This is a genomic window from Paenibacillus sp. FSL W8-0919 (assembly GCF_038003785.1).
Taxonomy (GTDB): domain Bacteria; phylum Bacillota; class Bacilli; order Paenibacillales; family Paenibacillaceae; genus Paenibacillus_AQ; species Paenibacillus_AQ lactis.
On record NZ_JBBOPV010000001.1, the window covers coordinates 1613007 to 1632167 of the forward strand.

The following is a 19161-nucleotide window of genomic DNA, read 5'->3' on the forward strand; positions in this document are numbered from 1 at the left end:
CCTGTACGGCGGTTGTATCTATCATCTATGCCTAAGGACTCACGATTAGGAATCACGTTCTCCGGCTAAAGCCGCCGATGCTTCCTGCATCGATTCCTCGGCAACCTCTTTGACGATTTGAAGCTTCGTATAGCGATGCGTCTTCTTCTCCAAGACGGTGAAGGTCAAGTTCTCGTATGTCCAGATGTCGCCCTTGGACAGCTCCGAGTTGTGTCCGTACAGCCAGCCGCCGATCGTGTCCAGATCGTCCGTGGACAGGTCGGTGTGCAGCAGATCATTGATCCGGTTGATCGGCACCTTGCCGTCCGCGATAATGCGGTTCGGCTCGGGCTGGATGAGCTCGCGTTCTTCATCCTCGTCGAATTCGTCGCGGATTTCACCGACGATCTCTTCCAGAATGTCCTCGATGGTGATCATCCCGGACGTGCCGCCGTATTCATCGATCAGGATAGCCATATGCGTGCCTTCCAGCTGCATCTTCCGCAGCAGCTTCTTGATCGGAATCGCTTCGGATACCGTCATCGCCGGATGAATCAGCTTGGTCAGGTCCATGTTCGAATTGTCGTCGAACTCCAGGAAGAACTGCTTGGTGTTAATCGTACCGACAATCTGGTCCTTATCTCCCCGGACAACCGGGAAACGGGTATACTGCTCACGCTTGATGATCTGCAGGTTCGCAGACAGCGGCTTATCGACATAGAGGCAGATCATATCGGTGCGGGGCACCATGATTTCCTTGGCGAGCATATCGTCGAAGGCGAAGATCCGGCTAACGTAGCCGTATTCGGCCTGGTTGATCTTGCCGCTCTCATAGCTGTCGCTTAGAATCATGCGCAGCTCTTCCTCGGAGTGAGCCTCTTCATGCTCGCTTGCAGGGTGCATGCCGAACAGGCGGACGATTTTATTCGCCGAGCCGTTCAGAAGCCAGATAAACGGATACATGATGCGGTTAAACCAGATAATCGGCGTCGCGCACAAGAACGTAACAGCTTCGGCTTTATTGATCGCGATGGTCTTCGGCGCAAGCTCGCCGATCACGACGTGAATATATGTCATGATGATGAACGCGAGCAGGAACGAGATCAACGAAGATATGGCGGCCGGAATCGCGAAATTATCGAATACCGGATGCAGGATCTTCTCGATGGTCGGTTCCCCGAGCCAACCGAGGCCGAGCGCGGTGATCGTAATCCCGAGCTGACACGCCGACAGGTAGCCGTCGAGGTTGGACGTCACCTTTTTAACCGCGAGCGCGCCTTTGCGCCCTTCCATGACCAATTGGTCGACCCGGCTGGGACGAAGCCTGATGATGGCAAATTCCGTCATAACGAAGAAAGCTGTAGCGGCGATTAATAATACAACAAGAAATATATTTAGGCCAATATTGTCATCCAAACAAAACACATCCTTTTTCTTTCTGATCTGAATTAGTTTTTAAATAACCAGTGTCAACTATACATGGCTGTCAACATAATTCGACCGGAACTTCAAAGGTTCGAGCATCATGTGCTTGAGGATCAGGAACATATCGGTTTCAGTGGAGCATGTAACGTCATTCAAGGAAAGCAGAGACTCATGGCGAGGCAGCTCCAGCATCAGCCGGACGGGATCCGGGCTTTTGGGCACGGGGGCCGGGGCTGGATATGCTCCTTCGGGCGCCTCCATCCCTTGCTGGGCAATAACGGAATCAGACAGATCCTCGCCGAGCGCGGGCGTAACGTAAGAGAGCAGCATGAAGCCAAGAGCGGAACATATAATTCTGTTTATCCTTCGTATGGGGTCCAAGTCGGATCGTCACTCCTAGAATTCGTAATCGATTTGCTCTAACAAATATATGGCTGAAATGCGTTCATATGATTCAATGAATCTCGTTGTTGTACCTAATTTCACCACGATCATCATATTTAAAACAAGGTATATTGTTATACATCATAAGAAAAAGTGTGCCACTATGTCAAATGTCAGCTGGTTAAGCCGATGAAAGTCCGCTTCAGGATTGCCTTGGCGGCATCTGTCGAAGAAAAAAGGACCTCACCCAAACAGACGGGTGAGGTCCTTGCATGCCTTGTTATTATTTATGGAGCGGGAGCTGTCTGACATAACTGTCGGACAGATGGAGGAGCTGCAGGGCGCGTTCGAACTCTTCCCGCGAAGCTTGGGTGGACGCCTTATCTTGATGAGGCAGCGGATGCTTGGTGCCATCCTCGAAGCCGATTCCCGGGATGTACATGGTCGTATTGTTGATGAACGTCCCGGACGGCAGATAGTACCGCTCCGGCAGCAGATTGCTGTCCGCATGGTTCAGCAGGTCCTGACCGAAGTGAAGCTGGCCATCGAGCGGAGCGCCAAGCAGGTTCGCAATGGTCGGCAGCAGATCGATCTGCCCGCCGACTTGCTCCTTCACGGCCGGCTCCAGACCATTGCCGTGAATCATGAGCGGGATGTTGATCATATCGGCTGATGTGTACTCCCGGCCGTAAATCTCCTGCATCAGCTCTTTATCCTTGTTGTCCAAGGAATAAATCGGCAGACCGAGATGGTCCCCGTAGACGACAATCAGGCTGTCGTCCCATATGCCGTCCTTCTTCAGCTGCTCGATGAATTTGCCGAGGGCGTCATCCGCATAGTTTTGCGCACGGATATAGTCGCCGACGAAGGTGCCTTCATACCGCTCCGGCAGCGTCATCCGGTATTTCTCTTCCGGAATGGTGAACGGATGGTGGGCCGACATCGATATGATCTGCGTATAGAACGGCTTGCCCGTCTCGTGCATCTTCTCCAGCTCGGCCGCCGTTTTGGTATACAGCGCGTCATCCGATGCGCCGAAGAACAGCTTATCATCCTCCCCGAAGAAGGCTTTATCGTAATAACGGTTGAACCCAAGCGCCTTGTACAGCTCGCCGCGGTTCCAGAATTCCACCACATTCGTATGGAAGGTTGCCGTATCGTAGCCTTGGCTTTGCATCAGTCTCGGCAGGCTCGGAAGAACCCGGTCCGCATAATGCTGCGTCGCCGCTCCCCGCGGAGGAATGTAGAAGGACGTGTTGACAACAAACTCGGCATCCGAGGTGTTGCCCTGTCCAACGTTCTGGAAGAAGTTCGGGAAGTACAGGCTCTCACGGGCGAGCTTATTCATGTTCGGCGTAATTTCCTTGCCGTCAATCTTCAAATCGATCAGGAAATTCTGAAAGGATTCCATTTGAATGATGATCAGGTTCTTGCCCTTGGCTGCGCCGGATAACACAGGCTTCTCGGCGGGCTGAAGGCCCTTTAGTTCGTTGATTCGAGCCTGTGTAATCGCCTTGGCATCCTCGAGCTTTTTATTCTCCTGCTGGAAAATGGTGTACGCTTCATAATTCAGGATGCCCATTTCCTGTGCCTTCACGATTTCGTTCATGCTTGCCCGGTTCGGCATAATCTGGAAGAGGCAGAGCATCAGGGAGAGCACGAACATAATCGGCGCAAACTTCCGCTTCTCCTTCTTGGTGTGCCAGTTCTTCCAGTTCTTGACGCGGTCGCTGCGCCAAAGGAGCACGAACAATACGATAATGTCGGTGAAGATCAGCAGGTAGTACGGATCCATGAGCGAAAATACGCTGTTGCTCACCGCAGTGACTTGGTTCACCTGCTCTAGTGCATGATAAGTGACGATAACGCCGTAATATTTATAATACATGATGGCCGCGAAGAAAATGGCGGTCAACAACAGGTTGACGCCCATGTAGACAGCCAGCTTGCGCTTGGAGGCAAACCACTCAATCAAGCTGAACACGAGCCAGATAAAGGGGATCTCCGTAATCAGCGGCCTCCACGGAAGCACATCGTCAAATATGACGACCCAGGCCAAGTAGCTCTTAAGCAGCATAATGACGGAGAAAAATATAAATGGCTTCTTAATGGTTAAACGAAACCGTGAGATGGAAAACACCTGTATCGCCTTCCTTTCATGTCGCACATGCAGATTTTACGATGTTGATGATGCTCTCTGATCAGTCCGGCGCAAAGCGCGTTCTTCGTACCGCTTATACGATACCTTAGCGGCTAAGAGCAGAGTTAAACGCGGCTTGCCGACAGCTGCGTTTACAACTAATTAACCCATAAATTTTACAAAAGTTATGAACAGAATTTATTATGACCTCTTCGAAGGAGGTTGTCAAAGAGTTAAAGTAAGTCCATATTCTTCGCATAACAACCGAAATTAAACAATGAAAAAACCGGCCCGAGGCCGATTTTATCGAAGTAAAGCTCTTCTAGTGTAAAAATGCCATCATCATCGGCGCGGCACCGAGGGTAAACAGCGCCGCCATGATCATGGAGATGCTGGAAATGGTTCCGGACAGCGAGCTGAATTCGAACGCCTTTGAAGTCCCGGTCCCATGTGCCGCGGTCCCGAACAAAATTCCGCGTGCGATATCTCCCCGAATCCGGAAGATCCGCATAATCGAGGGCCCGACCATGGAGCCGAGAATGCCGGTCATGATGACGAATACGGCGGTCATGCTGGGCAAGCCGCCGATGACCTCGGACACATTCATGGCTATGGGTGTCGTGATTGAGCGCGGAATCAGGCTTGTGGCAAGCGGGCTGCTCAAATGCATCCATTTGGCCAGCATGCCGGAGGACACCATTGCAAGCACGGAACCGGCTGCGACGCCGCATATAATTTCAGCCGCATGGCGCTTAAGGGTTTGAAAGTTTTTGTACAGCGGGACGGCAAATGCGACGGTTGCCGGCTCCAGCAGTTTACTGATCCACTTCGCACCTTCATTATATGCATCATAGGATATGCCCGACTGGGTCAAGATCACAATAATAAGCAGCGGAGTAATAAGGAGCGGGGACAGATAGACCTTCGGCACACGGCGGTATAATCGCTTGGCTCCGGCATAGATGCCGATGGTCAGCAGCAAACCCGTCAGGACGGATAGCAAAGTTGTCATGATGATTTACGCTCCTTTCTTGAAGAAATTAAGGTTGCCGTCAATCCCGAGCCCGCCATGACGAGAACGGTGCTGAGCAGGACGACGGCCAGAATCCGGAATCCGTCGGCTTCAAGTACGGTGAAGTAATTCATGACCCCGACTGCGGCGGGAATGAAGAAGAGCAGGAGCTCGGCAAGGAGCCAATTGGCGCCGAGTTCGATCCACTCCAGCTTCAGGACGCCCGTTTCGAGGAGAATGAAGACCACGGCGATGCCGAGGATGCTTCCGGGTATCGGAATATGGGCCAGTTTGGCAAGCTGACTCATCAGAATCGACAGCAGCATGAAACCGGCCACTTGCAAGCTTCCCTTGATGATATTTTTCATGACCGGCCTCCGCCTCCTTGTTTTCATGTTTTAAGAGGTTGTTCAAAAAGTCGTTTTTTGATCACGAAGTGAGTCACGAAGTAGCTCGGCATCGAATCTTGAATTCAGCCGGGCCTTCCGGGGCTCACGTACCCAAAACGTACGCTCCGCTCCTCAGTCCCTAACTTCATCCAACCTTCTCGGTGCTGAAAAACCGACTTTTTGCACTTTCATTTTAATGAAATTTTACAGCGATTGCTTTCATAGGTAAAATGCATATATCGAATGCCAACTATTCCATTTATCTATACACACAAAATATATCTATACATACGAGCATGGAGGTAATGCGCGAATGGATATACGGCAGCTGCAGTATTTTCTTGAGGTTGCGAGAAATCAGAGCTTTACGAAGGCGGCGGAGAAGCTTTATATCACGCAGCCGACCATCAGCAAGACGATCCGGAATATGGAGGACGAGTGGGGGGTCACGCTATTCCACCGGGCAGGCAAGCGGATTGAGCTGACGGATGCCGGGCATATCATGTACCAGCAGGCGCAGCAGATGGTAGAGGCCTTTCAGCGCGTGTCCGCGGAGCTGGAGGATCTGATGAATCTTCGGCGCGGGCATCTGCGGATCGGTCTGCCGCCGATGGTCGGGTCAAGCTTTTTCCCCGAAGTGATCGGTCAGTTCCATAAGAGCTACCCGAAAATCACGATTCAGCTGATCGAAGACGGGGCGAAGAAGGTGGAGGCCGACGTGGAGAGCGGCCAGACGGATATCGGCGTGGCGGTGCTTCCGGTAAATGAAGAGGTGTTTCACTATTATTCCTTTGTTAAGGAGAAGCTGAATTTGCTCGTGCATCCGTCCCATCGGCTCGCCGGCAGGGACAGCGTGAATTTGAAGGAGCTTGCAGAGGAACCGTTCGTTTTGTTCCGGGAGGATTTCACGCTGCATGACCGGATTATCCGCGAATGCGTGGAGGCCGGGTTCGAGCCGCGTGTCGTATATGAAAGCTCGCAGTGGGACCTGATCAGCGGGATGGTGGCGGCAAATTTGGGGATCGCGCTTCTGCCTGAAACGATCTGCAAGGAGATCGATTCCTCGCGCGTCTCCATTATTCCGCTGGACAATCCTTCGATTCCGTGGCAGCTCGGGATGATCTGGCGGAAGGACCGTTACTTGTCCTTTGCGGTGCGGGAGTGGATTGCATTTACGCGCGGGCTGCTGGGGGAGCAGGAGTAGCATTCGGTGATTTGCCGGAGCGCTCAGCATATTTCCATGGATTGGAAGAGGGCCGGTAGCGCCGGTGTGGGCCGCCCTATCAAACCTTTCGATCCTTTCATACATTTTCAGGCTTTGGACATAATATCCATATTAGTGTGAGTTCAAAAAGTCGGTTTTTCCCTCTTGATTCGCTTCGTGATCAAAAGACGGCTTTTTGAACAACCTCTAGTAAGGAAAGCCATTAGCAAGCGATATATCCAAGGAGGAATGAAATCCGTGAGCGATCAGGAGTTTGAAGCAGGAAAGCAGGTTGAAGACGGACGCCGGAGCTATGACCAGAACCGCGGGGAAACCGAGCGCGAGGACACGCTTACGAACCGGCAGGGGCATCCGATCTCGGATAACCAGAACGTAAGAACCGTCGGCAACCGTGGACCGATGACGCTGGAGAACTATCATTTTTTGGAGAAAATCACGCATTTCGACCGGGAGAAAATTCCCGAGCGGGTCGTCCACGCCCGAGGGGCAGGGGCGCACGGGTATTTCGAGGCTTATGGCAAGGTGGGTGACGAGCCGGTATCCAAGTATACGCGCGCGAAGCTCTTCCAGGTGGAGGGAAAGCGCACGCCTGTGTTCGTCCGATTCTCGACCGTCATTCACGGCGCCGGTTCCCCGGAGACGCTTCGAGATCCGCGCGGCTTTGCCGTCAAGTTTTACACGGAGGAGGGCAACTGGGATCTGGTCGGCAACAATTTGAAAATATTTTTCATTCGCGACCCGCTCAAGTTTCCGGACATGGTGCACGCGTTCAGACCGGATCCGGTATCCAACGTTCCGGGACCGGTGGGGATGTTCGATTTCGTATCCCGCTCACCGGAAGCCACGCACATGATTACCTTCGTCTATTCTCCATGGGGAATCCCCGCCAACTACCGGCAAATGCAGGGCTCCGGCGTCAATACATATAAATGGGTGAACGCCGAGGGCCAAGCCGTGCTGGTGAAATATCACTGGGAGCCGCTCAAGCAGGGGATCAAAAACTTAACGCAAGAGGAAGCGAACAAAATCCAGGCCGTGAACGACAGCCATGCGACGCAGGATCTGTATGAAGCGATTGAGCGCGGGGACTATCCGGAGTGGGAGCTGTGCGTCCAGATCATGACCGACGATGAGCATCCGGAGCTGGAGTTCGATCCGCTTGACCCGACCAAGCTGTGGCCGCAGGACCAGTTCCCGTTCCTGAAGGTCGGCAAAATGGTGCTGAACCGCAATCCGGAAAATTACTATAACGAGGTGGAGCAAGCGGCATTCGGGACGGGCGTGCTCGTGGACGGCCTCGACTTCTCCGACGACAAGCTTCTTCAAGGACGGACCTTTTCGTATTCCGACACGCAGCGGTATCGGGTAGGAACGAACTACCTCCAGCTGCCGATTAACGCGCCGAAGAAGCGGGTGGCGACGAACCAGCGCGGCGGGCAAATGTCTTACTTCGTCGATAAGGCCCCAGGGCAAAGCCCGCATGTCGACTATGAACCGTCGATGACGGACGGCCTGAAGGAGGCGTCGCAGACCGCAAAGCCGCATCAGCCGCATTACGATGCCAGCCTGGTCCGCGAGAAGCTGGACCGGACGCTCGACTTCAAGCAGGCGGGCGATACGTACAGAGCGTTCGAGGATTGGGAGCGCGACGATCTGATCAACAACTTGGTTAATGCGCTGATTCAGTGCGACGTCCGCATTCAGGATAAAATGGTGGAATACTTTACGAACGCCGACGAGGATTACGGCCGTCGGGTGAGGGAAGGATTGGACGCCAAGAAGAAGGCAGGCGCCGCAGAAAGCGCGCGGGATCAAGCGGTGGAGGATGCCGAGCGCATGGGCCACGAGGCGGATCCTTACTAAGCGGACAGCAACCTATCGTAACGATTTGGTTTTATTACGCGAAAGCGAATAAGCACAAGAAGCCGTCTTCGCACGAGGAATCGTGGAGGGCGGCTTTTGGCGTGATGCGTTCCCTGGTTTTTCATGGAATTTAGGAGGTGCGCAAGGAATCGACCCGGCAAATCTCGAATTAGAACCTAGTACTAATGAAAAGGGGGCATATGCGTTATGGCAATACAGACGGGAATCATCGGTTATGGGTTATCCGGCTCGGTGTTTCATGCACCGATTCTTCGAAGCGTGCCGGATTTTAATGTACGGACCGTCGTGTCGTCGGATCCTGACAAGGTGCATCGGGACTTGCCGGATACCGAAGTGGTCGACAGCGTGGATGAGCTGCTGGCGGATCCGGAAGTTCAGCTCGTCATCATCACGAGTCCGAATACAACGCATTATGAATACGCCAAGCTTGCGATTGAGGCGGGGAAGCATGTTGTGGTGGAAAAGCCGTTTACCGTAACCTCGGAGGAAGCGGACCGGCTGATTGCGCTGGCTGCCGAGAGAGGCGTGCTGCTGACGGTATACCATAACCGCCGCTGGGACAATGACTTCTTAACCGTCCGCAATCTCCTTGAGACCGGCGCGCTCGGCAAGCTGACGATCTATCAATCGGAGTTCAGCCGCTACCGCCCCGATCCGCAGCTGGAACGCTGGAGAGAGCAGGCGCTGCCCGGCTCCGGGATCCTGTATGATCTAGGCTCTCATCTGATTGATCAGGCGCTCTTCCTGTTCGGCAAGCCCCGGACCCTGTGGGCGGATCTACGGCAGGAGCGCGAGGGCTCCCAGGCGCATGATTACTTCCATCTGGTGCTGGGCTATCCATCCCATCGCGTCATCCTGCACGCCGGTTCCCTGGTCCGGCAAGCCGGGCCGAAATTCGAGCTTCATGGCGACAAGGGAAGCTTCTTGAAATACGGCATGGATCCCCAGGAAGGTCAATTGAAGCAAGGCATGCGGCCGGGGGATGCCGGCTGGGGAGAGGATCAGCCGGATATGTACGGCGAGCTGTCAACGGAGCTGAGCGGCCTCGCGGTTCAAGGCGAGATCGAGACGCTGCCCGGGCGGTACCAGGCATTCTATCAGGGCTTGGCGGAAGCGATTCTCGAGGGCGGTCCTTTGCCTGTTCGGCCGGAAGAGGCGCGGGATGTGATCCGGATGATCGAATATGCCGCGGAGAGCCATCGTAAAGGCTGCACGGTGGAGGTCATCTAATTTTCGAGAGCCGTCCGGCGAGGGTGACGGTATGTGGCAGCCTGGCTGGCATGCCACGGCACATAGTTTGCTCCGGTTTGTGGGATAGTAGGGTGTATGACCCCTTAGCATGCCTTGCCATGGGGGATTAGGATCCCAACACCACATTCAAGAAGGAGAGAACAGGAATGAAGAAGCGCAATGCTCTTCGGCCGGCATGGCTGCTTGGAATTGCCCTTGCCGTGCTTCTGTCAGCGGCCCTGGCAGTTCCGGCAGCAGCTGCGGCCGGCAGCGGTCCATTTCATTTCGGTTTTAAGAGAAGCGTCAACGGTCAGCTACCTTCGATCGATCAAGAAGGCTTTAAGGAGCTGCTGCAAAAATACGATGCCATCTTTATGGGCGATGCCAGCCAGAAAGAATTGTACCTTACGTTCGATAACGGGTACGAGAACGGGTATACCGCTCGTATTCTGGATACGCTCAAGGAGAAGAAGGTACCGGCTACCTTTTTTGTTACAGGGCATTATGTGAAAACGCAGGAGGATTTGCTCAAGCGGATGGCGACGGAAGGGCATATTATCGGCAACCACTCCTGGAATCATCCGGACGTAACCACGATTTCCGCGGAGAAGCTGACGGAGGAGCTGGAGCGGGTGAAGAAGGAAGTGGCCCGCGTTACCGGACAGCAGGAGATGAAGTATTTGCGCACGCCGCGCGGCATTTTTGACGAGCGTTCCCTTGCGGTAAGCAAGCAGCTCGGATATACCAACGTATTCTGGTCGCTCGCGTATATGGATTGGGATGTGAAATCCCAGCGGGGCGCCCAATACGCCTTTGATAAGGTAACGGCACAGCTGCATCCGGGGGCCGTCATTCTGCTGCACTCGATCTCCAAAGATAACACGGAGGCGCTCGGCCGGATTATCGATGAGGCCCGCAGCCGCGGGTACGAGTTTAAGAGCCTGGACCAAATGCAGAAGAAAGCGCCGTAACTCAAGAAAAAATTGGCTGGCATTTTCGATCCGGCTGCATATTGCGCGCAGTCCTTTCCGCTTGGAGGGACTGCGCTTTTTGGCATGAGCGCAAGTGTCCGGCATAGGGTCGGCTGCCGTCATTGTGACGCGATCACCGCACGCTGGGAGCTTAGACGAGTTCCGGAAAAAAGGATTTTACAGCGTATCCGTCACTTACGTCACACATCGGTTTCCATTCGGTTGGCCAACCTTAAATCGGTGCATCTCGCTACCCGTGAGGAACGGATGTTTGGTATAATTACAGCACCAAACACTATGGGAGCGAAGGAGACCGACATGCCGCATACGATACAAATATCCGTTAGGCCGCTGGTGGAGTATGTATTTCGCAGCGGCAGCATCGTTTCGGGGTTCCGCAGCGCTGCTTCCCTCACGGAAGGGACAAGGGCGCATCAGCAGGTTCAGCGCGAATACGGAGAGAACGACCAGAAAGAGGTCCAGCTGGAGGCCGAAATTGCATATGAGGAGCTGCTGTTTGTCGTAGAGGGACGATGCGACGGATTGATCCGGAAGGATGATCGGATCATGATTGATGAGATCAAGTCGACCTCGGGAGACCTTTCCCAAATCGAGGAGGACAGCTATCCCGTACACTGGGCGCAAGCGAAGATGTACGCCTATATGTATGCGAAGCAGCATGGTATTGAAACGATGGAGGTCAGACTGACGTACTTCCAGGTGCCGAGCGGCGAGCGAAAGCAGTTTGAACGCAGCTTCAGCATCGATGAGCTGGTGACCTTCGTCGAAGAAGTCATAGCCGCTTACGCCCCTTATGCCCGTCTGCTCCGGGATCATGCGGAGCGGCGGGACCGAAGCATCAAGAGCCTGGCGTTTCCGTTTCCGGCTTACCGGGAGGGACAGCGCAAGCTGGCGGGCTCGGTCTATAAAACCATTGAAGAGGGCCGGCGGCTGTTCGCCAAAGCGCCGACCGGCATCGGCAAAACGATATCGACCTTGTTCCCGTCGGTAAAGGCGATCGGCGAGGGCCTGCTGTCGCGCATCTTTTATTTGACGGCGAAGACGATTACCCGTACGGCAGCGGAGGAGGCCATGGCTCTGATGGAACGCCAGGGACTGCATACGCATGCCGTCACGCTGACCGCTAAGGATAAGATCTGCTTCAGCGAGGCCGAAGGCTGCGGTCAGGAGGGCTGTATCTTCTCGGAAGGCTACTACGACCGGATCAATGCCGCGCTTCTGGACCTGCTGGGCAACGAAACGCTGATCACCCGGTCGGTCATTGAGACGTATGCGCGGAAGCATCAGGTCTGCCCGTTCGAATTTTCCCTGGATGCCTCGTATGCGGCCGATGTCGTGATCTGCGACTATAACTATGTTTTTGATCCGAGAGTATCCTTTAAACGGATGCCCGAGGAAGTGAAGAAGCGCAGCGTTCTCCTGATCGACGAAGCGCATAATCTGGTGGACCGGGCGCGCGGGATGTTCTCGGCGGAGCTGTACAAATCGGCTTTCCTCGACATTCAGCGGGCGTATAAAGAAAGTAATCCGGGACTGTACCATGCCGCGAAGCGGGTCAATAACCGGTTTATCGTCATTCGCAAGGTCAGCGGGGAGGAGGAGCGGTTCGTCGGCTCGCAGCAGCCGGAAATGATGGACGAGCTGCTGGAGGATTTCGTTCTGCAGGCCGAGGCCGAGCTGATGACCGGGAAGAGCGGCGAAGAGGCGGATGCGCTCTTGGAGTGCTATTTTGCCGCGCAGGGATATTTGCGGATCTCCAAGCTTTATGACGACCGCTTCGTCACGTACGCCGAGATCAGTCAAAGCGAGGTGTATTTGAAGCTGTTCTGTCTGGATCCGTCCGATTTGCTGCAGAAGGCGGGCAAGAACTACCGGTCGGCCGTCTTTTTCTCGGCGACCCTGATGCCCCTCGGTTATTACCGGGATATGCTGGGGGCGGAAGAGGAGGATTACAGCCTGTCCATTCCGTCGCCTTTTTCCCGGGAGCAGCTGGATGTGAGGATCTTGCCGCTTTCGACCCGATACAAGGACCGCGAGCAGAGCAAGGATGCGATCGTGCGCATGCTGAGCGAGCTGGTTCGGGAGAAGCCGGTCAATACGCTGATCTTTCTGCCGTCCTATCCCTATATGCAGGATATTCACAAGGCGTTTACCGAGAGTAATCCCGGATGGCGGACGCTGCTTCAGGGCCATGGCATGAGTGAGGAGGAGCGGGAGAACTTCCTCGAGGCGTTTCAGGCCGATGCTGCGGAGCCGCTGATCGGCTTCGCGGTGATGGGCGGCATTTTCTCGGAAGGCATTGATCTGAAGGGAGAGCGGCTTTCCAGCGTTGTGGTTGTAGGCGTAGGGCTGCCGCAGCTGTCCTTCGAGAATGATATTATCAAGGATTACTTCGACCGTACCGGCAAAAGGGGCTATGACTATGCTTATGTATACCCCGGCATGAACAAGGTGCTGCAGGCCGGAGGCCGCTTGATCCGCTCCGAGCATGACACCGGCACGCTGACGCTGGTTGATGACCGGTTTCTTAACCGGCAGTACAGCATGCTCTTGCCAGAGGAATGGCGGCATTATAAGCGGATTTAGCCCGAGCGCGGTACAAGCGTCAGGAAAAAGTTGACAGCCGCTGCGGCGGAATCTATAATACGGATATATTTACGAGCACAAGGAGGCTGATGACCATGATGATGTATATGAATGATGACAAATTGTCGGCGCTAGGTCTCCTCGAACGGGTTATCGATAAGTTGAATAGGCTTGGGGCGCTAAAGGTTTAAGGACTGCTCCTTGCATGATTCGCTAAGATTAAGACCCTCAGGAGACCGTGATTGGTATTCTGCGGGTCTTTTTGGTATATGCATAGGTTTAACGTCACCGGCATAAACGGGGATTTTTTAGCCCGTTTGGCCGGGAGGGCGTCTTTCTTAGGCTGTATTCAAGATGGACCGCAGAATATGATTCTGCGGTTTTTTTGTTGTTCAGAAACACCTAAACCTAAACAAGATAAGGAGAAAACAACCATTTTGACAAATCAAAACATGAAGCCATTAAACGACTATGGATGGAATGAAGATTGGGACCGGGCGGCGAAGGAAGCGCTCCAATCGATCCAGCGGGACAAACGCCTGGTGCCTGCGCGCATCGTCGCCCAATTTTCGAAGCAATACCGGATCGTCACGCCAGATGGAGAGATGACGGCCGCCGTAACGGGAAAATATGAATATGAGGCAGCCAGCAAGAGCGATTTCCCGGCTGTCGGCGATTGGGTTATGGTGGAGCCCTTGCAGGGCGAACCGAGGGCGGTGATTCACCAGCTGCTGCCGCGCAAGTCGGCGTTTTCCCGCAGGGAGGCCGGGAGCGTGCCGGACGAACAGGTCATTGCCGCCAACATCGACACCGTATTTATCGTCAATGCGCTTAATAAGGATTTTAATATCCGCAAAATCGAGCGTTACTTGATCGCCGTGTGGGAGAGCGGAGCCCAGCCGGTCGTGCTGCTGACCAAGGCGGATTTATGCGATTCTCCGGAATCGCATGCCGCCCTCGTCGAAGCTGCGGCTCCGGGGGTGCCGGTTCACGCCGTCAGCTCGCTGCTGGATCAGGGAAAGGAGCAGCTGCAGGGCTATTTGACCCCTGGCACGACGGTGGCCGTAACGGGCTCGTCGGGCGCCGGAAAATCGACCTTGCTGAACTGGCTGTCCGGCCAAGACGTTCAGCGGGTTCAGGGCATCCGCGAAGAGGACGCCAGAGGACGTCATACGACGACGCACCGCGAACTGTTTGTGCTGCCGGGCGGGGCGATCATGGTTGATACGCCGGGCATGCGGGAGCTTCAGCTGTGGGAATCGGAGGATGGCTGGGAGGCGGCATTCGCAGACATCTCCTCGCTCGCGGCGCAGTGCAGATTTCACGACTGCCGGCATGAGAAGGAGGATGGATGCGCGGTCCAGGAGGCACTCCAGGCTGGGACGCTGGATGCCGATCGGTACGCGAATTATAGAAAAACCGAGAGAGAGCTGGCCCATCAGGCCCGCAAGGAACAGGCCAACACGCGGCGCCAGAAGAAGCAAGGCAAGAAGCCTGGCGGAAAGCATGCGGCCAGGAGCCGTAACGCGCATGCCGGATCGTATTTCGAGCTGATGGATGAGTAACTCGGGCCTTCATGGGAGCTGCGGGTTGAACTGAACTTGACATCGATCTTCGCCAGGGATTATATTTAGGTTGCCTAATTAATAGGCAGGCTAACTAATTCGTTGCATGCTTGGATTGTAACCGCCCGGCCATCCCGGCCGGATGGTTACGGTTTTATGCGCAGGAGGTGGACGATGTCACAGGAATTTCATCCAGATTTACATAAGCGTCATCAAGCCGGGAGAGACCCGGACTCGCCGGAAGGCTGTCATCACCCAGGGAGACTGCCTGACGACAGTATTGCCGGAAGGCTTCTGCACAGCATTCGTATGTTTCACAAGCAGGAGTGGGATCGGCACATGATTTCGGGCTACACACCGGGTGAAGTCCGTGTGCTGATGGGTCTTATGCATTTTAACAGGCTTGGCGGGCCCGGCATGAAGGTGTCGGAGATCAGCAGCATGATGAATGTCACCTCTCCAACCATCACGCAGTTCATCAACGGTCTGGAGGGGAAAGGACTCGTCGAGCGGGTGATGGATGAGAACGATCGCCGGGCTGTCCGCGTGAAGCTAACTGCGGAGGGGGTCCAGGTCGTTCAGCAGGTGTATCAAGACGTCGCAAGCCGTTTTAACGGCCTGGTCGAATATCTTGGCGAAGAGGACAGCGTTAAACTCGCGGACCTCCTCATGAAGGTATACCATTATCAGGAGCAACAACGATCGCAGGAAACATAAGTCACGATCAGGGGGTGGTTCGCTTTGCTTAAGCTGTTTCGTTATATGAGACCGTACCGGACTGCGGTGCTGCTGGTCCTATTGTTTACATTCTTTCAATGCTTATCGGATTTGTATCTGCCGACCTTGATGGCGGACATTGTAGATAAAGGCATCACGCTTGGCAATGTGCCATATATTTGGCGGGTGGGAGGCGTTATGCTTCTGGTCGCCTCCGGAGGAATGGTCTGCGCGATCGCAGCCAGTTATTTGGCGTCCAAAGCGGCTTCAGGGTTCGGACGTATTGTGCGGGGCCGCGTGTTCTCTCATGTTGAGAATTTTACGCTCCAGGAGTTTGACAAGATCGGAACCGCATCGCTTATTACCCGTACGACGAATGACATTACGCAAGTTCAGCAGGTAACGATCATGATCCTGCGCATGATGGCGATTGCGCCGATGATGTGCATCGGGGGCATCGTCATGGCCATTTCGAGGGATCCGGGCCTGACCACCGTTCTCCTCGCCGTGCTGCCGATTCTCGCACTGGCGATCTTCCTTATTGCGAAGCAGGGAATTCCGCTCTTTAAAGCGATTCAGGTCAAGATCGATACGCTGAGCCGCGTGGTGCGGGAGAATCTGACGGGGATCCGGGTCATCCGTTCCTTCAACCGTGCCGCGCATGAAACCGTGCGCTTCAACGATGCGAATGAGGATTTGACGGCGACCTCGATCAAGGTGAACAAAATCATGGGGGCGATGATGCCGGTCATGATGCTGGTCATGAACTTTGCGACGATTGCGATCGTCTGGTTCGGGGCGCATCGCATCAACGATGCCCATATGAAGGTCGGCGATCTGATGGCGTTTCTTCAATATGCCATGATGATCATGTTCTCGCTCATTATGCTGTCGGTCATGTTCGTCATGATTCCGCGCGCGCAAGCGTCCGCCGTCCGGATCAACGAAGTGCTCCATATGCAGCCGGACATTCATGATCCGAAAGAGCCTGGAAAGCCGGGGCTTCAGAAGGCCGCTGTCGAGTTCCAGGATGTTACGTTCTTCTATCCCGGAGCGGAGGAGCCGGCGGTATCGAATCTCTCCTTCCGTACGGGACCGGGTGAAGTAACGGCCATTATCGGCGGAACCGGATCCGGCAAATCGACCTTGATCAGCCTGATCCCGCGTTTCTATGACGTAACTTCAGGGCGTATTCTCGTCAATGGAACCGATATCCGGGAGATGCGGCAGGAAGAGCTCCGGCAGCGGATCGGATTCGTTCCGCAGAAGGCGCTCCTGTTCACGGGCAGCATCGCGGATAACATCCGCTACGGTAAAGAGGACGCGACGGACGAGGAGATCCGGCACGCGGCGAAGGTTGCCCAGGCCGCCGACTTCATCGAAGCGATGGAAGGCGCTTATGATGCCGAGATTTCGCAGGGAGGCAGCAATGTGTCAGGCGGACAGAAGCAGCGTCTTTCGATTGCCCGGGCACTCGTGCGCCGGCCGGAAATCTATATTTTCGACGACAGCTTCTCGGCGCTGGACTTCAAGACGGACGCGAAGCTACGTGCAGCATTAAGGGAGGAGACCGGTGACGCCACCGTCCTGATCGTCGCTCAGCGGGTCAGCACGGTGATGGATGCCGATCGGATTATTGTGCTGGATGAGGGGCGGATCGCGGGCATGGGCACCCATGAGGAGCTCATGAATACGAGCGAAGTGTACCGCGAGATTGTCATTTCCCAGCTTTCGGAGGAGGAGATCGCATGAGCGAGAAGAAGCGCGGAGGACATCCAAGAGGTCATGGCGGCGGTCCCTTCGGCGGCCCGCACGGCCCGGGCATGCCTGCGGAGAAAGCCAAGGACTTCAAGGGAACCTTCCGGAGACTGACGACCTATCTGAAGCCGCACACCGGCAAGCTGCTGATCGTTCTGGCTGCGGCGATGCTGAGCACGATCTTTGGCATCGTAAGCCCGAAGATTCTGGGCGATGCGACCACGATCCTGTTTGAAGGCTTCCTGGCGAAAATGAAAGGCGAACCGGGAGCGGGCATTGACTTCGCTGCGATCCAGCGCATCCTGCTGTGGCTGGCCGGGCTGTACCTCCTCAGCTCTTTGTTCGCCTACGTCCAGCAGTATGTAATGGCTGGCGTAGCGCAGAGAACGGTATACGATCTGCGGAAGGCGGTATACGATAAGCTCGGCCGTTTGCCGCTTAAATATTTTGATGCCCGTACCCACGGGGAGACGCTCAGCCGGGTAACCAACGACATGGACAACATTGCCGGCACGCTGCAGCAGAGCTTGACGCAGATGATTACCTCGGCCGTCACGCTGCTCGGGGTGATCGTGATGATGCTGACCATCAGTCCGCTGCTGACGCTGGTCGTCATTCTGACGCTGCCGCTCAGCGTGATCGTGACGATGATGGTGGCCAAGCGGTCGCAGAAGCATTTTGTAGCCCAGCAGAAGCATCTGGGGCAGCTGAACGGCCATGTCGAGGAGATGTACACCGGCCACAAGGTCGTGAAGGCATTCGGCCGGGAGCGCCAGTCGGTGGAGCGGTTTGATGAGGTCAACGACAAGCTGTATGAGGCCGGATGGCGCGCGCAGTTCATATCAGGCACGATTATGCCGCTGATGGGGTTTGTTGGGAACATCGGCTACGTGATCGTGAGCGTTGTCGGCGGGGTGCTCGTTACCCGACAGGCGATCAAGATCGGGGACATTCAGGCGTTCATTCAATATTCGCGCCAGTTTACGCAGCCGATTACGCAGCTGGCGAATATCGCGAATGTCATTCAATCGACGATTGCTTCGGCGGAGCGGGTATTCGAGGTGCTGGACGAAGAGGAGGAAGTGGCCGAATCATCCACACCTGCCGTGCTCCGGCATCCTCGCGGGGACGTGTCCTTCGAGCATGTCAGCTTCGGGTACAAGGAGGATCAGCTGCTTATCGAAGATATGAACGTGAATGTCCGGCAGGGCCAGACCGTCGCGATTGTCGGCCCGACGGGAGCCGGGAAGACAACGCTGATCAATCTGCTGATGCGCTTCTATGAGGTTAACGGCGGCCGCATTATGATCGACGGCAAGGATATTGCCTCCATGAAGCGAAGCGACTTGAGAAGCTTGTTCGGAATGGTGCTTCAGGACACATGGCTCTTTAACGGCACGATCCGGGATAATATCGGATACGGCCGCGAAGGCGCAACCGAAGAAGAGATCATACGGGCGGCGGAGGCCGCGCATGCGGACCACTTTATCCGGACGCTGCCGGACGGGTATGACACGGTGCTGAACGAGGAGGCATCCAACATCTCGCAAGGGCAGAAGCAGCTTCTGACGATTGCGCGGGCGATTCTGGCCAATCCGGCCATTCTGATTCTGGATGAGGCGACAAGCAGCGTCGATACGCGGACGGAGCTGTATATCCAGAAGGCGATGAAGGAGCTGATGAAGAATCGGACCAGCTTCGTTATCGCACACCGGCTGTCGACGATTCGGGATGCGGACCTCATTCTGGTGATGAACAAGGGCAGCATTATCGAACAAGGGACGCATGATGAGCTTCTGTCGCAAGGCGGATTTTATGCGGACCTGTACAACAGCCAGTTCAGCGATCAGCCCGAAGCGGGATGATTTTCGTAGG

General features: G+C 55.0%; 14 protein-coding genes. 10 read left to right on the forward strand and 4 right to left on the reverse strand.

Annotation, left to right across the window (positions count from 1 at the left end):
- Positions 1-45: 45 nt before the first annotated feature.
- Positions 46-1395 carry a hemolysin family protein gene (locus NST44_RS07010; protein ID WP_028404092.1) on the reverse strand — a complete coding sequence of 450 codons (1350 nt, stop codon included), beginning with the start codon at positions 1393-1395 and terminating at the stop codon, positions 46-48.
- Positions 1396-1575: 180 nt separating this feature from the next.
- Between NST44_RS07010 and NST44_RS07015 the strand changes: the two genes are divergently transcribed.
- Positions 1576-1827: a hypothetical protein gene (locus NST44_RS07015; protein WP_251535782.1), complete on the forward strand. Its 252-nt coding sequence runs from the start codon at positions 1576-1578 to the stop codon at positions 1825-1827.
- Positions 1828-2071: 244 nt separating this feature from the next.
- Here NST44_RS07015 and NST44_RS07020 read toward each other — a convergent pair whose 3' ends face one another.
- The 3 genes from NST44_RS07020 to NST44_RS07030 all read right to left on the reverse strand — a co-directional run bounded on the left by NST44_RS07020 (position 2072) and on the right by NST44_RS07030 (position 5308).
- On the reverse strand, positions 2072-3928 hold the full coding sequence (locus NST44_RS07020) for an LTA synthase family protein (RefSeq protein WP_340898530.1): 1857 nt from the start codon (positions 3926-3928) through the stop codon (positions 2072-2074).
- 322 nt (positions 3929-4250) lie between these two features.
- Positions 4251-4940 (reverse strand): CidB/LrgB family autolysis modulator, encoded by a 690-nt coding sequence (locus tag NST44_RS07025; RefSeq protein ID WP_007128875.1) that lies wholly within the window; start codon positions 4938-4940, stop codon positions 4251-4253.
- Positions 4937-5308: a CidA/LrgA family protein gene (locus NST44_RS07030; RefSeq protein ID WP_007128874.1), complete on the reverse strand. Its 372-nt coding sequence runs from the start codon at positions 5306-5308 to the stop codon at positions 4937-4939. The genes NST44_RS07025 and NST44_RS07030 overlap by 4 nt, the downstream gene beginning before the upstream one ends.
- A gap of 334 nt (positions 5309-5642) precedes the next feature.
- Here NST44_RS07030 and cidR point away from each other — a divergent pair, with 334 nt between their 5' ends.
- The 9 genes from cidR to NST44_RS07075 all read left to right on the forward strand — a co-directional run bounded on the left by cidR (position 5643) and on the right by NST44_RS07075 (position 19151).
- Positions 5643-6533, forward strand: a complete 891-nt coding sequence (cidR, locus tag NST44_RS07035) for a cidABC operon transcriptional activator CidR (protein ID WP_007128873.1) — start codon at positions 5643-5645, stop codon at positions 6531-6533.
- 249 nt (positions 6534-6782) lie between these two features.
- On the forward strand, positions 6783-8417 hold the full coding sequence (locus NST44_RS07040; RefSeq protein WP_050954007.1) for a catalase: 1635 nt from the start codon (positions 6783-6785) through the stop codon (positions 8415-8417).
- Positions 8418-8624: 207 nt separating this feature from the next.
- On the forward strand, positions 8625-9668 hold the full coding sequence (locus tag NST44_RS07045; RefSeq protein ID WP_340898535.1) for an oxidoreductase: 1044 nt from the start codon (positions 8625-8627) through the stop codon (positions 9666-9668).
- 167 nt (positions 9669-9835) lie between these two features.
- On the forward strand, positions 9836-10639 hold the full coding sequence (gene pdaA, locus NST44_RS07050; RefSeq protein WP_007128870.1) for a delta-lactam-biosynthetic de-N-acetylase: 804 nt from the start codon (positions 9836-9838) through the stop codon (positions 10637-10639).
- Positions 10640-10957: 318 nt separating this feature from the next.
- Positions 10958-13246: an ATP-dependent DNA helicase gene (locus NST44_RS07055; protein ID WP_340898536.1), complete on the forward strand. Its 2289-nt coding sequence runs from the start codon at positions 10958-10960 to the stop codon at positions 13244-13246.
- A 437-nt stretch (positions 13247-13683) separates the two neighbouring features.
- Positions 13684-14811 (forward strand): ribosome small subunit-dependent GTPase A, encoded by a 1128-nt coding sequence (gene rsgA, locus NST44_RS07060; RefSeq protein WP_034272399.1) that lies wholly within the window; start codon positions 13684-13686, stop codon positions 14809-14811.
- A gap of 174 nt (positions 14812-14985) precedes the next feature.
- On the forward strand, positions 14986-15528 hold the full coding sequence (locus NST44_RS07065) for a MarR family winged helix-turn-helix transcriptional regulator (protein WP_007128866.1): 543 nt from the start codon (positions 14986-14988) through the stop codon (positions 15526-15528).
- Between the two features lie 24 nt (positions 15529-15552).
- Positions 15553-17280: an ABC transporter ATP-binding protein gene (locus tag NST44_RS07070; RefSeq protein WP_007128865.1), complete on the forward strand. Its 1728-nt coding sequence runs from the start codon at positions 15553-15555 to the stop codon at positions 17278-17280.
- Complete coding sequence (locus tag NST44_RS07075; protein ID WP_340898544.1) at positions 17277-19151, forward strand: ABC transporter ATP-binding protein; 1875 nt, start codon at positions 17277-17279, stop codon at positions 19149-19151. The genes NST44_RS07070 and NST44_RS07075 overlap by 4 nt, the downstream gene beginning before the upstream one ends.
- Positions 19152-19161: the final 10 nt, after the last annotated feature.